General features: G+C 75.0%; 17 protein-coding genes. 3 read left to right on the top strand and 14 right to left on the bottom strand.

What is annotated here, in order from left to right; translation table 11 throughout:
- Positions 1–45: 45 nt before the first annotated feature.
- The 13 genes from O7611_RS11190 to O7611_RS11130 all read right to left on the bottom strand — a co-directional run bounded on the left by O7611_RS11190 (position 46) and on the right by O7611_RS11130 (position 13,067).
- The gene (locus tag O7611_RS11190; RefSeq protein ID WP_269696765.1) at positions 46–981 is read right to left on the bottom strand and encodes a TIGR03560 family F420-dependent LLM class oxidoreductase; all 936 of its coding nucleotides are present in this window, start codon (positions 979–981) and stop codon (positions 46–48) included.
- Positions 982–1,027: 46 nt separating this feature from the next.
- Complete coding sequence (locus O7611_RS11185) at positions 1,028–2,176, bottom strand: steroid 3-ketoacyl-CoA thiolase (RefSeq protein WP_269696764.1); 1,149 nt, start codon at positions 2,174–2,176, stop codon at positions 1,028–1,030.
- The gene (locus O7611_RS11180) at positions 2,173–3,396 is read right to left on the bottom strand and encodes a cytochrome P450 (protein WP_135239710.1); all 1,224 of its coding nucleotides are present in this window, start codon (positions 3,394–3,396) and stop codon (positions 2,173–2,175) included. The genes O7611_RS11185 and O7611_RS11180 overlap by 4 nt, the downstream gene beginning before the upstream one ends.
- On the bottom strand, positions 3,393–4,091 hold the full coding sequence (locus tag O7611_RS11175) for a 2-hydroxychromene-2-carboxylate isomerase (protein WP_194800060.1): 699 nt from the start codon (positions 4,089–4,091) through the stop codon (positions 3,393–3,395). The genes O7611_RS11180 and O7611_RS11175 overlap by 4 nt, the downstream gene beginning before the upstream one ends.
- Positions 4,088–4,897, bottom strand: coding sequence for an alpha/beta fold hydrolase (locus O7611_RS11170; protein WP_269696763.1), 810 nt, complete (start codon positions 4,895–4,897; stop codon positions 4,088–4,090). Before O7611_RS11170 ends, O7611_RS11175 begins: the two co-directional genes overlap by 4 nt.
- Positions 4,894–5,967, bottom strand: a complete 1,074-nt coding sequence (locus O7611_RS11165; RefSeq protein WP_269696762.1) for a beta-ketoacyl synthase N-terminal-like domain-containing protein — start codon at positions 5,965–5,967, stop codon at positions 4,894–4,896. The genes O7611_RS11170 and O7611_RS11165 overlap by 4 nt, the downstream gene beginning before the upstream one ends.
- Positions 5,964–7,184 (bottom strand): beta-ketoacyl-[acyl-carrier-protein] synthase family protein, encoded by a 1,221-nt coding sequence (locus O7611_RS11160; protein ID WP_269696761.1) that lies wholly within the window; start codon positions 7,182–7,184, stop codon positions 5,964–5,966. The genes O7611_RS11165 and O7611_RS11160 overlap by 4 nt, the downstream gene beginning before the upstream one ends.
- Positions 7,185–7,188: 4 nt before the next feature.
- Positions 7,189–7,443 (bottom strand): acyl carrier protein, encoded by a 255-nt coding sequence (locus tag O7611_RS11155; protein ID WP_135239705.1) that lies wholly within the window; start codon positions 7,441–7,443, stop codon positions 7,189–7,191.
- 49 nt (positions 7,444–7,492) lie between these two features.
- Entirely contained in the window at positions 7,493–8,242 is a 750-nt protein-coding gene (fabG, locus tag O7611_RS11150) for a 3-oxoacyl-[acyl-carrier-protein] reductase (RefSeq protein ID WP_269696760.1), read from the bottom strand.
- A complete protein-coding gene (locus tag O7611_RS11145; protein ID WP_194800056.1) occupies positions 8,239–9,261 on the bottom strand; it encodes a methyltransferase in 1,023 nt (340 codons plus the stop codon). The genes fabG and O7611_RS11145 overlap by 4 nt, the downstream gene beginning before the upstream one ends.
- A 2-nt stretch (positions 9,262–9,263) precedes the next feature.
- Positions 9,264–10,967 carry a carbamoyltransferase N-terminal domain-containing protein gene (locus O7611_RS11140; protein ID WP_269696759.1) on the bottom strand — a complete coding sequence of 568 codons (1,704 nt, stop codon included), beginning with the start codon at positions 10,965–10,967 and terminating at the stop codon, positions 9,264–9,266.
- Positions 10,968–11,019: 52 nt separating this feature from the next.
- On the bottom strand, positions 11,020–11,310 hold the full coding sequence (locus O7611_RS11135) for a phosphopantetheine-binding protein (RefSeq protein ID WP_269696758.1): 291 nt from the start codon (positions 11,308–11,310) through the stop codon (positions 11,020–11,022).
- Between the two features lie 77 nt (positions 11,311–11,387).
- Positions 11,388–13,067 carry a carbamoyltransferase N-terminal domain-containing protein gene (locus O7611_RS11130; RefSeq protein WP_269696757.1) on the bottom strand — a complete coding sequence of 560 codons (1,680 nt, stop codon included), beginning with the start codon at positions 13,065–13,067 and terminating at the stop codon, positions 11,388–11,390.
- A 226-nt stretch (positions 13,068–13,293) separates the two neighbouring features.
- Here O7611_RS11130 and O7611_RS11125 point away from each other — a divergent pair, with 226 nt between their 5' ends.
- The 3 genes from O7611_RS11125 to O7611_RS11115 are packed head-to-tail and all read left to right on the top strand — an operon-like array spanning position 13,294 to position 17,021.
- Positions 13,294–14,964 carry an AMP-binding protein gene (locus tag O7611_RS11125; RefSeq protein WP_194800053.1) on the top strand — a complete coding sequence of 557 codons (1,671 nt, stop codon included), beginning with the start codon at positions 13,294–13,296 and terminating at the stop codon, positions 14,962–14,964.
- A complete protein-coding gene (locus tag O7611_RS11120; RefSeq protein WP_269696756.1) occupies positions 14,961–15,926 on the top strand; it encodes an FAD-dependent oxidoreductase in 966 nt (321 codons plus the stop codon). The genes O7611_RS11125 and O7611_RS11120 overlap by 4 nt, the downstream gene beginning before the upstream one ends.
- Positions 15,927–15,965: 39 nt before the next feature.
- Positions 15,966–17,021, top strand: a complete 1,056-nt coding sequence (locus tag O7611_RS11115) for a hypothetical protein (RefSeq protein ID WP_269696755.1) — start codon at positions 15,966–15,968, stop codon at positions 17,019–17,021.
- Positions 17,022–17,063: 42 nt separating this feature from the next.
- Here O7611_RS11115 and O7611_RS11110 read toward each other — a convergent pair whose 3' ends face one another.
- Positions 17,064–18,482, bottom strand: a complete 1,419-nt coding sequence (locus tag O7611_RS11110; RefSeq protein WP_228531758.1) for an aldehyde dehydrogenase family protein — start codon at positions 18,480–18,482, stop codon at positions 17,064–17,066.
- Positions 18,483–18,484 lie beyond the last annotated feature (2 nt).

Below are 18,484 nucleotides of genomic sequence, written 5' to 3'. Positions count from 1 at the left end.
ACGTTCCTCCACATTCGACACGCGTGCGGATCGGCCGTCGCCGGGTCAGTCTGCCAACGCCGGTACGGCCGGAACAACGATGTGCGCCGGCACAGCGGCCGGCTGGGTGCGGCCGAGCGGCGCGACCGCCTCGGCCAGCGCCGCGAACAGCTCGAACCGGCGCTCGTCGGCGTCCGCGCCCAGGTCCACGACCGCCACGTCGACGCCGAGTTCCGCGAGGTCCTGGAACCGCCGGTGCGCCGCCCGCGGGTCGGCCACGTCCTCGGCGCGCAGCGCGCCGAACGTGGTCCGCAGGATGTCGTCGTAGGGACGGCCGGCCTGCTCGCAGTTGCGCCGCAGCAGGTCCAGCTTGAGCCGCAGCATCGGCAGCCCGCCCGCCTCGAACAGGTTGCAGGCGTCGGCGTAGCGGGCGACGAGCCGCAGCACCCGCCGCTCGTGCGCGCCGCCGACCAGGATCGGCGGGCGGCGCAGCGGCGGCGGGCACAGCCGGGGCCGGTCGAGCCGGTAGTGCTCGCCGGCGAACGGGGCGGTGTCGCCGTCCCACACCTGCCGGGTCAGCCGCAGGATCTCCTCCAGCCGGGCGAAGCGCTCCGGCCACGAGCCGACCGGGATGCCCATGTCGCGCTGCTCCCGCTCGTGCCAGGGCGGCCCGATGCCGAGCCAGGCCCGCCCGCCGCTGAGCACGTCCAGCGTGGCGACGGTCTTGAGCAGCACGCCCGGGTGCCGGTACGTCGCCGAGGTGGTGAGCGTGCCCAGCTCGATCCGGCTGGTCCGGGCCGCGACGAACGCCAGCGCCGTCCAGGACTCCGGCACCGGGTCGTCCTCGCCGCCGAACATGGGGATCTGGAACAGGTGGTCGTTGAGCCAGAGGCTCGCCGCGCCGGCCCGCTCGGCCCGTACGGCGAACGCGGCCAGCCGCTCGCCCAGCGCCGCCGTCCCGCCGGGACCGGTGAAGTCGCCGACGAACACTCCCATCCGCATCCTGGTGCTCCCTCCACTGCGGTCCGGCCGGGTACGTGTGTGCCAGTCAGCAGCGCTGCAGGATCGAGGCGGTGCCCTGCGAGCCGCCGCAGCACATGGTGATCAGGGCCAGCTCCGTGCCGGTGCGTTCCAGCTCGTGCAGCGCGGTGGTGACCAGCCGGGCGCCGGTGGCGCCCATCGGGTGCCCGAGCGCGATGGCCCCGCCGTTGACGTTGACCCGGTCCAGGTCCGCGCCGAGGCGCCCGGCCCAGGACAGCACCACTGCGGCGAACGCCTCGTTCACCTCGTACCTGTCGATGTCGCCGAGGCTCATCCCGGCCCGGGCGAGGATCCGGCCGGTGGCCTCCACCGGGCCGTCGAGCAGGTAGTACGGGTCGGCGCCGGTCACCACCTGGTGGGTCAGCCGGGCGCGGGCCGGCAGGCCGAGCGCCCGGGCCCGGCCGGCCGACATCCACAGCACCGCCGCGGCGCCGTCGGAGACCTGCGAGGTGGTGCCGGCGGTGTGCAGGCCGCCGTCGACAGTGGGGCGCAGCGCGGCCAGCCCTTCCGGGGTGGAGGCGCGCAGCCCTTCGTCGACTGCGACCGGTGGGCCGCCGGGCACCGGCACCGGCACGACCTCGCGGTCGAAGTGCCCGGCGGCCCAGGCCGCGGCGGCCCGTCGCTGCGAGCGCAGGCCGTACGCGTCCAGCTCGTCCCGGGTCAGCCCCTGGCGCGCGGCGATCCGCTCCGCCCCGCCGAACTGCAGCCGGGGCGGGTCGTCCCACGGGTAGTCCTCGGTGCGGAAGTCGGCCGCACCGGTGAAGTTGCTGCCCACCGGCACCCGGCTCATCGACTCCACCCCGCAGGCGATGCCGACGTCGATGGCCCCGGCGTGGATGAGCGCTGCGACCAGGTGGTTTGCCTGCTGGGCCGAGCCGCAGCTCACGTCCACGGTGGTCGCCGCGACCCGGTGGTCCAGGCCGGTGGACAGCCACGCGTTGCGGGTCACGTTGAGGCCCTGCTCGCCGACCTGGGTCACGCAGCCGCCGATGATCTGGTCGACGTCCGCGGGCGCGACGCCGGTGCGCTCCAGCACGGCCAGCAGCACGTGGCGCAGCAGGACCGCGGCGTGCACGCCGCTGAGCGCGCCCCGGCGGCGGCCGATCGGGGTGCGGACCGCCTCGACGACGACCGGGTCGCGGTCGGGCGGGGTCACCGGGGCACCAACCGCACCGGCAAGCTGGTCCGGCCGCGCAGCACCAGGCTGCGGGTCAGCACCGGCTCCCCGGCCGGCTCCACCCGGATCGCGGCGGCGAACAGCTCGTGCAGCACCGCCGCGACCTCGGCGGTGGCCAGCCGCGCGCCGAGGCAGAAGTGCGGGCCCGCGCCGAAGCCGACGTGGTCGTTGGGGCGGCGGTCCGGCCGGAACTCGTCCGGCTGGTCGAACCGGCGGCCGTCTCGGTTGGCCGCGCCCCAGACCAGCAGCACCCGGGCGTCGGCGGGCAGCGTACGACCGTGCAGCTCCACCGGCTCGCGGGTGCCCCGCCACAGCGCCTGCACCGGGGTGTCGTAGCGGATCGCCTCGTCCACGGCGGTCGGCACCAGGCCCGGGTCGTCGCGGATGCGGTCCTGCAGCCCGGGGAAACGCAGCAGCGCGGCCATCAGGTTGGTCAGCAGGTTCGTGGTGGTCTCGATGCCGGCGACGAGCAGGAACGCGCAGAACGCCAGCAGCTCCTGCTCGGACACCCCGGCGGAACGGGCGGTGGCGATCGCGTCGAACAGGTTCGCCCGGCCGGGCGTGGCGCGGCGGAGCTGACGGCTGAAGTAGCGGAACATCTCGATCCCCCGGCCCACCCGGGGCGGCCCGGACGCCTGGTCGAGGTCCTTGGTGATGACAGTGGACCAGTCCCGGAACTCCTCGTGCATGTCCGCCGGCACGCCGAGCAGGTCGGCGAGCACGAGCACCGGCAGCGGCTCGGCCAGGTCGGTGAAGAAGTCCCCGCACCCGGCCTCGCTGCGTTCCCGCAGCACCCGTACGCGCTCGCGGGCCAGCGCGCGGATCCGGGGCGTCGCCGCGGTCACCGAGGCGGGGGTGAAGGCGCCGGCCACGGCGCGCCGGAAGATCTGGTGCTCGGGCGGATCGGTGGCGATGAGCACCCGCACCGATGGCGCGCCGATGCGGTAGCTGACGCCGGTCTGCGGGCCGCCGGCGACCGCGAAGTCCGGGCTCATGCCGATCTTCGAGGAGAACCGGGCCGGGTCGCGGGCGATGGCCACCACGTCGTCGTACCGGGTCACCATCCACACGTCGTACTCGGGCAGGTAACTGACCGGGTCGTGGTCGCGCAGCCGCGCGTAGGCCGGGTACGGGTCGGCCAGGACGGCGGGGTCGAACGGGTCGAACAGTCGCGCCGACTCCCGTGCGCTCGCGGTCATCCGCAGCCTCCCGCCGTGTCGGTGTCGTACGCCCCGATCCGCCGGGCCGCGCCGGCCGGGGCGGGCCGCCGCACCGGGGTGGGGTGTTCCAGCTCGGCGACGAAGTCGTCCACCCGGTCCAGGCCCCAGAACCGGTGTCGGCCGATCCGGAAGTACGGGATGCCGAAGATGTCGTCGTGGTACGCCTGCTCCAGGCAGTCGACCGCCTCGGCCCGGATCAGCGGGTCGTCGGTGGCCCGGGCCGCCGGTCCGGGGTCGAGCCCGGCCTCCCGGGCGATGCGCTCGACCGCCTCGACGGTGCAGATGTCCTCGCCGCGCTCCCAGCGGGCCGCGCACGCCGCCTCGTAGAACTGCCGGGCCCGGCCGGCGCGGCGGGCAGCCAGCCAGGCCAGGTGCGGCAGCTCCCACCACGGGTCGTCGTCGATCGGCCAGCGCATCGGCACGCCGACGCGGGCCGCCTGCCGTTTCGTGTCGTGCAGGATGTAGAGGTGCTTCGCCTTGCTCATCGGGGCGTAGTGCAGCTCCGCGCCACGCTCCCGCAGCGCCGCCTCGGTGACCGCGTCCGGGTTCCAGAACGGCACGAAGGTGACCCGGTCGTCCAGGTCCGGTACCCGCCGGCGCAGGACGGTGATCGCCAGCCAGCTGAACGGGCTGCGGAAGGAGAAGTGCACGCGCGGCTGTGTCCTCGGTGTCATCGGGCCGGCCTCTCCGCGTCGGTGCCGTACCTGGCGAACCGGTCGATCGACCGGCCGAGCCGGTGGGCGTGCCGCCGGTGGCAGAAGTGGTCGTAGTCGGGTTCGCAGGCGAGCAGGCCCAGCGGCAGCCGGTCGGTGAGCGCCCGCAGGTGGTCCCGGTTGAGCCCGGGGTCGCGTTCACCGCCGACCACCAGCACCGGGATCTCCACCGTCTGCACCGGCAGGTGGCCGCTGGCCAGGTACTGCTCGAAGACCGCCAGGAACGCGCTCGGGCCGGTGCGCTCCCACGCCCGTTCGAGCATCGACTCGAGGATGTCGGGTTCCAGTGACGTCTTGCGGGCGGTCAGCCGCGAGCGCAGCCCGTCGCTGATCTGGCGCTGGAAGATCCGCCGCGACCTGTCGAACGCGCGCCAGGTCACCGGCGCGTCGTGCGGCCGGTAGAACGGCGTGGTCAGCACCGCCGAGCGGGCCGGCGGCTGCGGGCTGGTGGCCAGCAGCTCCAGGATCGCGTTGGCGCCGAAGGAGTGCCCGACCAGGACGGTCGGTGGCGCGGGCAGCTTCGACAGCCCGGCCGCCACCCACTCCCCCGGCCGCCCGGCGTACCGCCAGGAGTAGTCGTTGCCGGCGTGCCAGGGCACGCACATCGCCAGCGTCCGCCACTGCGGGCCGAGGCTGCGGGCGAGCGCGGTCCAGCCCCGGCAGTCGTCCTCCATGCCGTGCACGAACACCGCGACCGGGCCGTCGCCGTCGGCCGCAGTGGCGTCCCGATCGTCGGCGGTGAGGCCGTGCAGTCGCGGTTGGATCATCGCCGGCTCCGGCCCCGGACCACCGCGGCGCCGACGCCGCCCTCCGGCGTCCGCGCCACGAGCAGCGCGTACGCGCCGTCGCGGCCCGGGTCGGCGCGGTGCCGGGCGAGCACCGCGGCCAGTTCCCAGGCCCCGGTCGCCGCCTGGCAGTCCCCTACCACGTCGTCGACGTGCAGCCGCTCGGCCGGCGAGCGCCCGCCGAGCCCGTCGTCCACCGCCGACCAGACCTCGGCGTCGTCGCGCGCGTCGCCGCGCCGGCCGCAGGCGACAGTGGTCACGTCCGCGCCGTCCACGCCGGCCTCGGCCAGCGTCGCCCGGACGAGTGCGGAGAGCGCGGCGGGCCGGGACTGGCCGGCCGGGCAGAAGCCGACCCGCACGGCGAGGACGGCGCCGTCGGCCGGCCCGTCCGGTTCGCGGCGCAACACGAACGCGGCGCCGCCCTCCCCGGCGACGGTCCCGCCGGTGCGCCGCACGGTCCAGGCGGCGTGCGGGGTGAACTCCTCCACCGTGGCGGCCAGCAGCACGTCCGCACGGCCCCGCCGGAACAGGTTCGCGCTGTAGCGCAGCCCGGTCAGGAAGGCCAGCGGTCCTCCGGCGACGGTGGCGTTCGGGCCGTGCAGCTTGTACCAGATGGCCGACTGACCGGCCGCGCAGTTCATCACGGTGTTCGGGAACAGCGCCGGGTTCACCAGGTACGGCGGCTGCTGGGTGAACGTCTCCGCGGCGTAGTCCACGCTCGACTTGACGCTGCCGGCGGTGGTGCCGGTGACGATGCCGATCCGGTCCCGGTTGTCGTCGGTCACCACCAGCCCGGCGTCCTCGATCGCGCGGCCGCAGGCGACCACGGTCAGCGAGGTGCGCCGGTCGAAGAAGGCGGTGCCGCGGCGGCGCAGGTGCGCCTTGACGTCGAAGCCGACCAGGGCGTACGCCCGCGCGTCCGGTAGTTCGTCGGCGTACATGCCGGTGACCGGCACCGGCTGCGGCGCGGCGCCGAGCGCCGTGGCGAGCGCCTCCGGGCCGTCCGCGGCCGGGCCCACGACGCCCCAGCCGGCGATCGTCAACGCGGTCACGACGGCGCCCCCCCGAGCAGGACGATGGCGTTGTTGCCGCCGAACGCGAAGCCGTTGTTCTGAGCCACCCGTACCGGCGCCGGGCGGGCCCGGTTCGGGATCGGGTCGAGCCACGACATGGCCGGGTCCGGCGACGCCCAGTTCACCGTCGGCGGCAGGAACCCCCGGGCGATGGCGACGGCGGACGCGATCGCGCCGAACGCGCTCGCCGCGCCCATGGTGTGGCCGAGCATCGACTTGATCGAGCTGACCGGCGGCACCTTCCCGTCGAACGCCTCGAACAGCGCCTCCGCCTCGGTGGCGTCGTTGGCGGCGGTGCCGGTGCCGTGCGCGCAGACGTAGTCGACGTCCGACGGGCTGATCCCCGCGTTGTCGAAGGCCAGGCGCATGCACGCGGCGATGGTGGCCGCGTTCGGCGCGACCATGTGGCTGGCGTCGCAGTTCAGCGCGTAGCCGAGCACCTCGGCGTAGGGCCGGGCACCACGCGCGGCGGCGTGGTCGGCGGACTCCAGCACCAGCATCGCGCCTCCCTCCGCGGTGACCATGCCGGAGCGGTTCAGGTCGAACGGCGCGCAGGCGGTCTCGGCGACGGCACCGAGCCGCACGAACCCGGCGTGCGCCCACCGGCACACCGAGTCGGCGCCGCCGGTGAGCATCACCTCGGCGTCGCCCGCGGCGATCGCGTCGTACGCGTAGCCGATGGCGTAGTTGCTCGCCGAGCAGGCGGTCGCCAGCGTCACCGACTCACCCGTCACGCCCAGCTCCTCGTTCACGGCGAAGGCCAGCCGCCCGGCCGGCAACCCCGCCAGCAGCGCCGGATCCACGGCGGCGAACCCGGCGTCGACCACCCGCCGGCCGAACTCCTCGGTCAGCTTCGACTCACCGCTGGTGGTGCCGACCACCACGCCGACCCGGTCCGGTGCCAGCGCACCGGCGTCGAGCGCCGCGTCCAGGCCGGCGTCACGCACCGCGAGCCGGGCCGCGGCGGCCGCGAACAGGGACGAGCGGCCCCACGCCGCGACGTCGAGCCGGCGCAGCAGGTCCGCCGGGACGAAGTCGCGGACCTCACCGGCCATGGTGCGCGGGAAGCCGGTGGTGTCGAAGCTGCGGATCGGCCCGACACCCACGCGCCCCTCGCGCAGCCCCTGCTCGAAGGCGCGGGCCCCGATGCCGATGTTGGAGACCGGCCCGACGCCGGTGATCACGACACGGTTCATCGCACTAGCTGTCCCAGCCCGCGTAGGTGGCGGTGATCTCGTACACCGCCTTGAGGTTCTCCATCCCCGCCAGCTCCCGCTGCGGGATCTCCACCTTGTAGCGCTTCTCGATCCGCGCCAGCATCTCGATCGCCCGCAGCGAGTCGGCCTCGTACTCGTCCTGGAAGTCGGCGGTGTCCGTCAGCTCCGACGGCTCGACCTCGAGCACCTCCGCGACCAGCTCGCGCAGCTCCTCGAGGTGGGTTTGCTTGTCCGACATGACACTGTTCCTCTCCTGGTACGACGGTCGGTCGGGCACGGCACGGGCGTCACAGGACGATCCCGCCGTCGACGTGGAAGACCTGGGCGGTGATGTACGACGCGGCGGGCGACAGCAGGAAGGCCACCAGCGGCGCCACGTCGTCCGGTACGCCGAAGCGCCCCAGCGGGATGGCGGCGAGCGCCTTGGCGCGCGACTTCGACGGCAGCGCCGAGGTCATGTCGGTGTCGATGAACCCGGGCGCGACCACGTTGGCCCGCGACCCGTAGGGCGCCATCTCCTTGGCCAGCGAGCGGGTCAGGCCGATGATGCCGGCCTTCGCCGCCGCGTAGTTGGTCTGACCGGCGTTGCCGTAGACACCGGCGACCGAGGAGATGTTGACGATGTCACCGGCCCGCCGCTTGAGGAAGCGGAACCCGACGGTGCGGCACAGGTTCCAGGTGCCGGTGAGGTTGACGTCCAGCACGTCCCGCCACTGGTCGGCGCGCATCAGCACGGCCGGGGCGTCCCGGGTGATGCCGGCGTTGTTCACCAGCCCGGTCAGCGGGCCGATCTTCTTCTCCGCCAGCGCCACCAGATCCTCGACGGCGTCCGGGTCGGACACGTCGCAGGACTGGAACAGGCAGCGCACGCCGTGGGCGGCGACCTCCGCCTCGGCCGCCTCGGCGTCCTCGCCGTCGCGCCGGTAGCAGCCGGTGACGTCGTAGCCCAGGCCGGCCAGGTGCACCGCGACGGCGCGGCCGATGCCCCGGGAGGCGCCGGTGACCAGGACGTGCCCGGCGGACTCGGAGCCGCTCATGCCGGCGTACCCCCTTCCCCGGCGCCCGGCCGGAACTCGACGTAGGCGAACCCGCCCGGCAGCGCCACCGGCGCGGCCGGATGCACGGCCCGCAGGCCGGCCACCGCCCCCAGCGCCGCCAGTTGCGCGGCGGTGCGCTGGCGGCCGGCGAAGAGGGTCAGCATCTTCAGGTCGGCGGCGACCGACCACCGGTCCGGTTCGCCGGCCGGGATGTCCTCCACCACGAGCACCCGGCGGCTCACCGCGGCGCAGCGGCGCAGGATCGCCGCGGCGGTCGCGTCGTCCCAGTCGTGCAGGATGTCGAACAGCAGGTGGGTGTCGCCCTCGGGCACGGCGTCGAGGAAGCTGCCGGCGACCACGTCGCACCGGTCGGCCAGGCCCGCCTCCCGCACCGCGGCGCGCGCCCCGGCCGCCGGCCCGGGCAGGTCGAACACGGTGCCGCGCAGACCGGGGTGGGCGCCCAGGACGGCGATCATCGTGGCGCCGCGACCGCCGCCCACGTCGACCAGGTGCCGAGTGCCGTGCCAGGGCACCACGGCGGCCAGGTCGGCGGCGACGCGCCGGGACTTGCCGGCCATCAGCGCGTCGAAGGCGTCACCGCGGGCCGGGTCGGCGGCCAGGTCGTCCCAGAAGGAGCGGCCGTGGACCCGGTCGTAGCCGGGTTCGCCGGTGCGCACCGCGTGCAGCAGCCCGGCCAGCGCCAGGTCCATCCGCCCGCCCGGCCCGTCCAGGTCCAGCCAGGCCCGCAGGCCCGACGGGTGGGCGGTGGCGAGCATCCGGCCGGCCGGGGTGACCGCGTACGTGCCCGGCTCGGGCTCGGTGTAGAGGCCGAGCTGGACCAGGTAGCGCAGGAGCCGGCCGAGCGCGTCCGGGTCGGCTCCGCCGGCCCGGGCGAGTGCCTTGAGCCCGGTGTGACCGTCGGCGATGTGGTCGGACAGCCGCAGCGTGGCGGCGACCCGCACGGCGAACGGCGGGAGCATCTCGAGCATCGCCGAGATGTCGGCGCGACGGGCCACCATGGTCAGCGGTCCGCCGTGTACAGCCGGCCCCGCGACCAGACCCGCGGCACGCCGCCCCAGCGCATCGCGGAGGCGGCGTCGGGGAAGAAGCCGCGTCCGGGGTGGTTGGCGCTGGTGTTGCAGAGCACCGGGATGCCGGAGTGCCGCTCGTACGCGGTGAGCAGTTCGAACAGCAGCGGATGGGCCGGACCGACGGTCTGCAGCCGGGCGCTGCCGTCGGCGTGCACCACCGCCGGCACGCGGTCCCGCCACCCGGGCCGGATGTGGTGCTCGAAGAGCATGTACGGGTCGGGGGTGCCGGGGTCGAACACCTCCGGCGCCCGATCCTCCAGGCAGATCGGCGCCACCGGCCGGTACGACTCGCGCAGCTTGATCTCGTTGAGCCGGTCCTTCATCGCCGGGTCGTGCGCCGGGGCGATGATGCTGCGGTGGCCCAGGGCGCGCGGGCCCAGCTCGGCCCGGCCGTCGACCACCACGACCGGTTCGCCGGTGCGGTGCAGCAGCTCGGCGAGTTCGGCGACGCTGCACGGGCGGCCGGTCCAGCCGGGCGGGACCGGCGAGTCGACGAGGTCCGGGCCGTCGAACACCGACCAGCGCAGCGCGGCGCGGCCGGTGCGGCGGAACAGCTCCGCGCAGGCGGTGCCGATGGCCGAGCCGGCGTCGTTCGGGAACGGCGGCACCCACACGTCGCTGAAGTCGCCGCTGGCCCGCAGCCCGGAGTTCCACTTGATGTTCAGCGCGCAGCCGCCGGACAGGCAGAGCGGCTCGCCGGCCCGCACGTACGCGGCGCCCGGGCCGGTACGCAGCCCGCGCAGCAGCAGCCGGAACAGGAACTCCTGGAACGAGGCGAGGATCGCCGCGTCCGAGAGCCCGAGCGGCGCGAGCCGGCGCCGCGCCTGGTGACTCCAGAGGAACGCGCCGGTGATGCCGATCGGCAGCATCGACTCGGCCAGCTCGGTCATCACCGTGATCGCCTCCTCGCTGGCCGGGGCCAGTGAGGCGTACGCCATCGCCTTGCCGGAGACCGGCAGCAGCGCCTCCAGCTGGGCGAAGTCGCCCAGCCCGCCGAGCCGGCGGCGCTCGTCGGCGGGGACGCCGAACGGCGGGAACAGCGAGGCGAAGATCGGGTAGAGGGCACCGACGATCGGGACCACCACGCCGAGCGAGTGCAGCGCGGGCGTGGCCGGGTCGAACCGGTAGAGGGTGGCGGGCATGCCGCCGTCCCACACCAGGATCAGCGCGGCCCGGTCCGCCGCCGCGTACGGGCTGGTGCTGTAACCGGCGAACGCGTGGCCGGTGGCGTGCGGGTAGCTGGAGTAGTCGAAGGTCTTCGAGCCCAGCGGCAGGCCGCTGCCGGTGGTGCGCGGGTGGGCCGGCAGCGGGTTGCCGGGCTCGGCGATGACCGCGTAGCCGGCCAGGTCGATCATCTGCCGGCCGCCGTCGGGCAGCTCGATCTCCGCCGCGGTACGCCCGTCGCCGGACTGCACCCAGCCGTCGACGCTTATCGCGTCGATGTCGCCGATGCCCAGGCCGTGGCGTTCCAGCTCGGCCACCACGCCGCTCAGGTCGGTGAGGCGGGCGTGGCGGCGGCGGTTGCCGACCTTCTCCTCCTCGACCGACCAGAGCAGACGGTCGCCCCGGATGAGGGCGTGCGCGCCGTCGTGGGTCAGTTTCAGCCCGCAGATGACCTCGTCGTGCTCGGACAAGTCCGCACCTCCACCGATCGTTGCCAGCCCTCGCACGGTCCGTGGTGGACCGTCAGTCCGTCGTGGCGGCCAGCGGCTCGGCGTCCTTGCTCTCCAGCTGCCGCACCACGTGGTTCTCGATGTCGGCGGCGGTACGGATGTTCTGCACGCTCTGCTCGTCGATCGGCGGCAGGTCGAACTCGTCCTCCAGGGCGAAGGCGAGCTCCAGGAGGGCCAGGGAGTGGTACTCCAGGTCCTCGACGAGGAGCACCTCGTCCTGGTCGCCCTTCTCCGGGTTGGGGGCCAGTTCGAGGACCAGCTCCCGCACCCGCTTCCGCGTCTGCTGCTCATTCGGAATCGGCACGGGGGCACCGTAACCCCGCCCCGAGCGCCCCCGGAAGCGTGCGCGAACTCGACCGCGGACACCCTCCGGAGGCGGGCTCAGAGGCGCTCGTAGAGCACGTCGTCGGACCACACGTACCGGGTGCGGCCCCAGGACATGGCGGTGCCCGGGTCGGGGAAGAAACCGCGTCCCGGCAGGTTCGCGCTGGTGTTGCAGAGCACCGGTACGCCGCTGAGGCGCTCGTAGGCGCGCAGCAGGTCGTGGACCACCCGGTTGCCGGGGTCGACGGTCTGCAGCCGGGCGCTGCCGTCGACGTGCACCACCGCCGGGATGCGTTCCACCCAGCCGGCCCGGACGTCGTGGTCGAAGAGCATGTACGGGTCGCGGGTGCCGGGCGCGAACACCTCCGGCGCCCGCTCCTCCAGGCAGATCGGCGCCACCGGCCGGTACCACTCCCGGCCCTTGATCTCGTTGAGCCGCTGCTGCATGTCCCGGCTGGTGGCGGGCGCGATGAGGCTGCGGTGCCCGAGCGCGCGCGGGCCCAGCTCGGCCCGGCCGGTGAGCACGACGACCACCTCGCCGCGTTCGTGCAGCAGCGCGGCGAGGTCCTCGACCGGGCACGGCCGCGACGTCCAGCCCGGCGGCACCACGCCGTCCCAGCGCAGTTCCGGCCCGGCGAACTCGCTCCACCGCAGGCCGGTACGCCCGGTCGTGCGGGCCATCTCGGCGCACGCGGCGCCGATCGCCGAACCGGCGTCGTTGGGGAACGGCGGCACCCACACCCGCGGGAAGTGCCCGCTGCTCCGCAGGCCGGAGTTCCACTTGATGTTCAGCGCGCAGCCGCCGGACAGGCACAGCGGCAACGCCCGCAGCTCCGGGTGCCGGTCGAGCATCGCCACCATGCCGGTGACCAGGGCCCGGAACAGGTACTCCTGGAACGAGGCCAGCAGCTCGGCGTCGGTGGCGCCGAGGCCCCGGGCGAGCTGGAGCACCCGCTGGCTCCACTGGAACGAGCGCATCGGCGTGTCGACCGCGCCGAACTGCGCGGTGACGGCGCCCATCACGTCGATCACCGCCTCCACCGGTTTGCCCAGCCCGGCGTACGCCATCGCCTTGCCGGAGACCGGGAGCAGCGCCTCCATCCCGAACCGGCGGTCCGGGTCGGCGCTGCGCCGGTCGACCCGGAACGGATCGAAGTGCGAGGCGAAGATCGGGTACAGGCCGCCGATGAACTCGTTGACCCGGCCGACGCCGCGTACCCGGGGCCCGTCCGGTTCGACCAGGTAGAGGAAGGGCGGCATCCCGCCGTCCCAGACCAGGCCGAGCGCCGGCTCGCCGCGCTGCGCGAACGGGCTGGTGCTGTAGCTCGCGAACAGGTGCCCGGTGGCGTGGGTGTAGCTGGTGAAACCGGCCGGGCCGAACCGCTGCGGCAGCGGGCCGTGCCGCGCGTCCAGGGGCCGCGCCGCGTCGGTCACCGGGTCCTCGTAACCGGCCACGTCCAGCGGGTGCGGGCGCGCACCGTCGAGCAGCCACACGTACGAGGTGCCGTCGCGGTCCCGGGCCCAGCCGTCGACTGCCACGCCGGTCAGCTCGCCCGCCGACAGGCCGTGCCGGCGCAGTTCGTCGTGGATCACGTCGATGTCGTGCAGTTCCGAGTGGCGGTTGTGGTTGCCGAGCTTCTCCGCCTCGGTGGAGAACAGCAGCCGACCGTCGTCGATCACGGCCACCGCGCCGTCGTGCGTGACCTTCAGTCCGCAGATCAGGGATCGTCCAGGCACCTTCGCAGCCTCCTCGCCGGGTCCGTTCAACTGGGCAGAATGCCCAGTTGCCCGCACCTGACCGGGCAGGCGTGCCAGGGACATCGCGCCCACGTCACACGTCGAGCGCATGCTCGCGCCGGGCCGGCCGGCGCCGCAAGCGTGCCCGCCGGCCGGCTCGCGCGGGCCTGCCGCCGTCGCGTGGCACCGCGTTACGCTCCGCCCACCCGTGCCCAGGAGGTCCCCGATGGACGGACAGGATCGCGCCGCGGCGGCAGGCTCGCCGCTGACCGACTGGGTGCACCGGCCGCGCCCGGACGCGGCGGTCCGCTTCGCCGGACCCGGCGACGGGTGGGACGAGTGGAGTTACGAGCGGCTCGCCGAGGGCGCCCGCCGGGTCGCCGCCGGGCTGCGCTCGGCCGGGACCGCCGACGGCGACACGGTGGTGATCGTGGAGCCCACCGGGCCCCGGTTCATCCAGCTCTACTTCGGCGCGATGGTGGCCGGCGCGGTGCCGGTGCCGACCGCGCCGCCCGCGTTCGGCCAGGATCTGACCGGGTACGCGCGGGCGCTGGCCCACCTGGTCGGCCGGGCCGCCCCGCGGATGGTGGTGACGTCCGCCGCGCTGGCCGGGCAGCTCGCCGGGCTGGTGCCGCCACCGGTGCCGGTGCGGGTCGACGACGACGTGATCGCCACCGCCGACCCGGGCCCGTGGCCGGGCTGGGCCCCGGCCCAGCTGGCGATGCTCCAGTTCACCTCCGGCTCGACCCGGGCGCCGCGCGGGGTCCGGGTGCCGGTGCCGGCGCTGGAGGCCAACGTGGCCGCCATCGCGCAGTGGCTGCGGATGCGGCCGGAGGACCCGACCGCGTCGTGGCTGCCGATGCACCACGACATGGGGCTGATCGGCTGCCTCATCACGCCGGTGGTGCGGCAGAGCGACCTGTGGCTGCTCTCCCCCGAGCAGTTCGTCCGGTCCCCGCTGCGCTACCTGCGCTGCTTCGGCGTCCACGGCGCGCGGCTCACCGCGATGCCGACGTTCGGGCTGGAACACGTCGCGCGGAAGGTACGCCCGCAGGACCTGGCGGGCATGGACTTCTCCGCCTGGCGGGCGGTCATCGTCGGCGCCGAGCGGGTCGGCACCGGCGCGGTGGAGCGTTTCGTGCGGCTGCTGGCCCCGTACGGGCTGGATCCGCGCGCCGTCCTGCCCGCGTACGGGCTGGCCGAGGCGACACTCGCCGTCACCGGTCTGCCGCTGGACGAGTTGTGGACGTCGGTGCCGCTGGACCCGCGGCGGGTGGTGCTCGACGGGCCGGTGCCGCTGGCGCCGGAGGCAGGTGGCGCGCTCGTCGGATCCGGCCGCCCGCTGGACGGGATCCGGGTCGCGATCGTGGACCGGGACGGCCGGGAACTGCCGGAGGACCACGTCGGCGAGATCGTGGTGGACGGTCCCTGCCTCACCGACGGCTACCACAACGAGCCGCCGGACGCCGACACCGGCCGCCGGGACGGGCCGCTGGTCACCGGCGACGCCGGGTTCCTGCACGACGGCCAGCTGTTCGTGCTGGGCCGCATCGGCGACAGCGTGAAGGTGCGCGGCCGTACGCTGCTGGCCGAGGACGTGGAGGCGGCGCTGGAGTCGGCCGGGCTGCCGCGGCACCGGCAGACCGTCCTGCTGGGCATGCGCGGGGATCGGCCGACCGCGGTGGTGGTGGTCGAGCAGGCCGACCCGCTGCGGCTGGAGGCGGCGCAGGGGCTCGTCGGCCGGGTGACCGAGGGTGCCGACCTGGTGTTCGTCCGGACCGGCGTCGGCACCATCCCGCGAACCACGAGTGGCAAGCCGAAGCGGCGTGAGCTGTGGAGAATCTTCCTGACAGGACAGCTGACCACAGCCGCCGCACACTCGGAGGATCCTTCATGACCGCACGTCCGGACGTCGTCGTCCTCGGTTCCGGTGTCACCGGTCTCAGCACCGGCATCCGGCTGGCCGAGGGAGGCGCGCGGGTGCTGATCCGTACCGCGGAACCGCCCGCGCGGACGACCTCGATGCAGGCCTCGGCGCTGGTCGGCCCGAACCTGTCACCGCCGGACGACCCGCAGCGCGCCTGGACCGACGAGACGCTGCGGGTGCTGCGCGACGAGCCGATGCCGGGCGTGACGCTGCGCGAGGGCGTACTCGCGGCCCGGCCCGCCGGTGCCACCCCGCCGTTCGTGGAGCAGACCCCGGGGTTCCGGCCGCTGGACGAGCACGAACGCCCGGCGGGCTTCGGCACCGCGTTCACCGTCCGGCTGCCGCTCGTCGACATGCCCGTCTACCTCGCGTACCTCCAGCAGCGCTTCCTGGACGCCGGCGGCGAGCTGCGCGCCGAGCCGGTGGCCTCGCTCGACGAGGCGGCGGCGGTGGCGCCGGTGGTGGTCAACTGCACCGGGCTGGCCGCGCGGGCGCTGACCGGCGACGACGAGCTGCACCCGGTGCGCGGCCCGAAGATCGTGGTGCGCAACCCGGGGATCGAGCGGTTCTTCCTGGAGGCGCCCATGACACCCACCTGGGCGTCCATCTTCCCGCACGGCGACCACGTGGTGCTCGGCGGCGCGCAGCGGCGCAGCGACGACACCACGCCCGACCCGGCCGAGGAGCGGGACATCGTCGCGCGGTGCGCCGCGATCGAGCCGGCCCTGGCCGGCGCCGAGGTGCTCGCGCACACCGTCGGGCTGCGCCCCGGCCGCCCGGCCCCGCGGGTGGAGGCCGAGCGTCGGGGGGACGCGCTCGTCGTGCACAACTACGGCCACGCGGGGAACGGCGTCATGCTCTCGTGGGGATGCGCCCGCGACGCCGCCGCGCTGGCGCAGGGCGGCGGGACCACCGACCGGCCTGACGAGTGAGCCGGCGCCGCCGGGCGCCGGCCTGACCGGAGGGACACCATGTCCACTGCCACCTGGGCGTCCGGCGCCGACGCGTCGGCCCTGTTCCGCACCGCCGCGGACCGGGTCCGCGCGATCGACGTGCAGCACATCCGGGACGCGCTGTACGCGCCCGGCGGCTCGTACCGGTGGCCCCGGCACCGGATCAACGAGGTGGAGCTGGAGTGGCGGCGCTGGCGGCTGCGTCACCACCTCGGACTGCGCGACGAGCCGCCGGCCTCGATCCGGCTGTACGAGCGCCTGGCCGTGTCGGCCGGGGTGCCGCCGGCCGACGTGTCACCGCTGGCCGGCGGCGGGCCGCTGGTCGACGCGACGTACGACCAGATGTTCCCGCAGGGCCCGCTGATCATCCGGGCGGTGAAGTCGCGGGTGGTGCGGCGGCCCACCGACCACGAGGTGGACGAGGAGTACGCGGCGCTGCTGCGCGAGTCCAGCGGCCGGCGCAGCGACTACCTGTCCATGCTGGACCCGTCCGGGTACTACTGGCACATGCCGGACCTGATCTCGGCGGCCACCGCGCGGGAGTGCATGAAGGACGTCGAGGTGCTGCTGGCCGCCCCGCGCGGGGAGTCGTTCGCGGGCGGGCTGCAGCCGGGCTGGGACGTCGAGCACGACGCACTGGTGAGCCGGTCGATGAACGCGTACCTGGGCGCCGGGCCGACACTCATCAAGATCCACGAGGATCCGGCGCTGGTCGCCGAGATCAGCGCCCGGATGGGCCGGCCCATGCACCCGACCCGGTGCACGTACCTGCGCTACGAGAAGGGCGACTACCTGGGCGTGCACACCGACCAGCCGACGTGCGAGGTGTCGCTGCTGTTCACCATCGCCGGCGACCCGGGGCCGATGCGCTCGTACCTCGACGAGACCGGCCACGACCCGGCCTGGCTGGACCGGTGGGTGCGGGAGGCGGGCAACTTCCCCGACGGCGGGCTGGACTTCATCTACCAGCCGCGCGAAGGGCTGGCGCTGACCGGCCGGGCGGTGCCGCACGCCCGCCTGCCGCAGGCGGAACGGGCCGTCATCGGCGCGTTGTTCTACAGCGGCCTGACCTGACCCGCGCTCCGGGCGCCCCGGACAGGGCGCCCGGACGGCGGCTCACCGGGGACGGTGACGCACCTGCGCGCCGGTGTAGCCGTGCAGCCCGGCCACACCGCCCTCCACGCCCAGCCCGCTGCACTTCAGGCCGCCGTACGGCTGGTCCGGGGTCAGTTCGGCGTGCGAGTTGACCCACACCGTGCCCGCGTCCAGTCGCGCGGCGACGTCCCAGGCGCGCTGCGGGTCCGCCGACCACACCGAGGCGCCCAGCCCGTACGGGCCGGCGTTCGCGGACCGGACCGCGTCGTCGAGATCGGTGTACGGCACCACGGGCAGCACCGGCCCGAACTGCTCCTGCGTCACGACCGCCAGGTCGTCGGTGGCGCCGGCGAGCACGGTGGGTGCGTAGAACCGTCCCGGGCCGGGCAGCGGCGCGCCGCCGGCCGCGACCCGCGCTCCCCCGGCGGTGGCCGCCTCGACCAGCGCGGTGATCCGGCGCAGCTGCGCCCCGGTGGTGAGCGGCCCCAGCTCGGTGCCCTTCACCGCGCCGTCGCCGACCCGGGTGGCCCGGGCCCGGTCGGCCAGCGCGTCGACCACGCGACCGTGGCGCGACGCCGGCACGTACAGCCGTTTCACCAGCATGCACGCCTGCCCGCTGTTGGCGAACGCCTCCCAGAACAGCTTCTCGGCGATCGCGTCCGGGTCGGCGTCGTCGAGCAGGATCGCCGGGTCGTTGCCGCCGAGTTCGAGGGTGACCCGCTTGAGCCCGGCGCCGGCGGAGGCGGCGACCCGGCGCCCGGCGGCCACCGACCCGGTGAACGACACGTGCGCCGGCACCGGATGCGCGACCATCGCCGCGCCGAGGTCGTCCCCGCCGGACACGACGTTCACCACGCCGGGCGGGAACAGCGGCGCCAGCAGCCGCCCCAGTTCCAGCACGGCCAGCGGCGCGTACGGCGAGGGCTTGAGCACGACCGTGTTGCCGGCCCGCAGCGCCGGGGCCAGCTTGGCCGCGGCGATCGCGACCGGGAAGTTCCACGGGGTGATCGCGGCGACCACGCCCAGCGGACGACGGGCCAGCTCGACGTGCCCGCGCCGGTCGTCGCGCAGCAGCTCGGCACCGAGGTCGAGTCCGGCGTGGTAGCGCAGCGCGCCGGCCGCGCCGTACGCCTCGGCGATCGCCATCGCCGTCGGCTTGCCCTGCTCGGCGGTGACCAGCGCGCCCAGGCGGGACGCGGCCCGCGACACCTCCTTCGCGGCGGCGAGCAGCGCGGCACGCCGGGCCTCGTCGTCGGCGGCCCAGCCGCCGGCGGCGGCGAGCGCCGCGTCCATCGCCCGGTCGAGCTGCCGGCCGGAACAGACCGGGGCGGCGCCCAGCGGCGCGCCGGTGGCCGGGTTGTCGACCGGGAGGACGGCGGCCGCCTCCTCGGCCACGCCGCCGATCGTCATCGCCGGGGCGTGCTCAGCGGTCGCGGTCATGG

This window comes from Micromonospora sp. WMMC273 (assembly GCF_027460285.1).
Classification (GTDB): Bacteria; Actinomycetota; Actinomycetes; order Mycobacteriales; family Micromonosporaceae; genus Micromonospora; species Micromonospora aurantiaca.
This window is presented reverse-complemented; position numbering and strand designations above follow the sequence as displayed.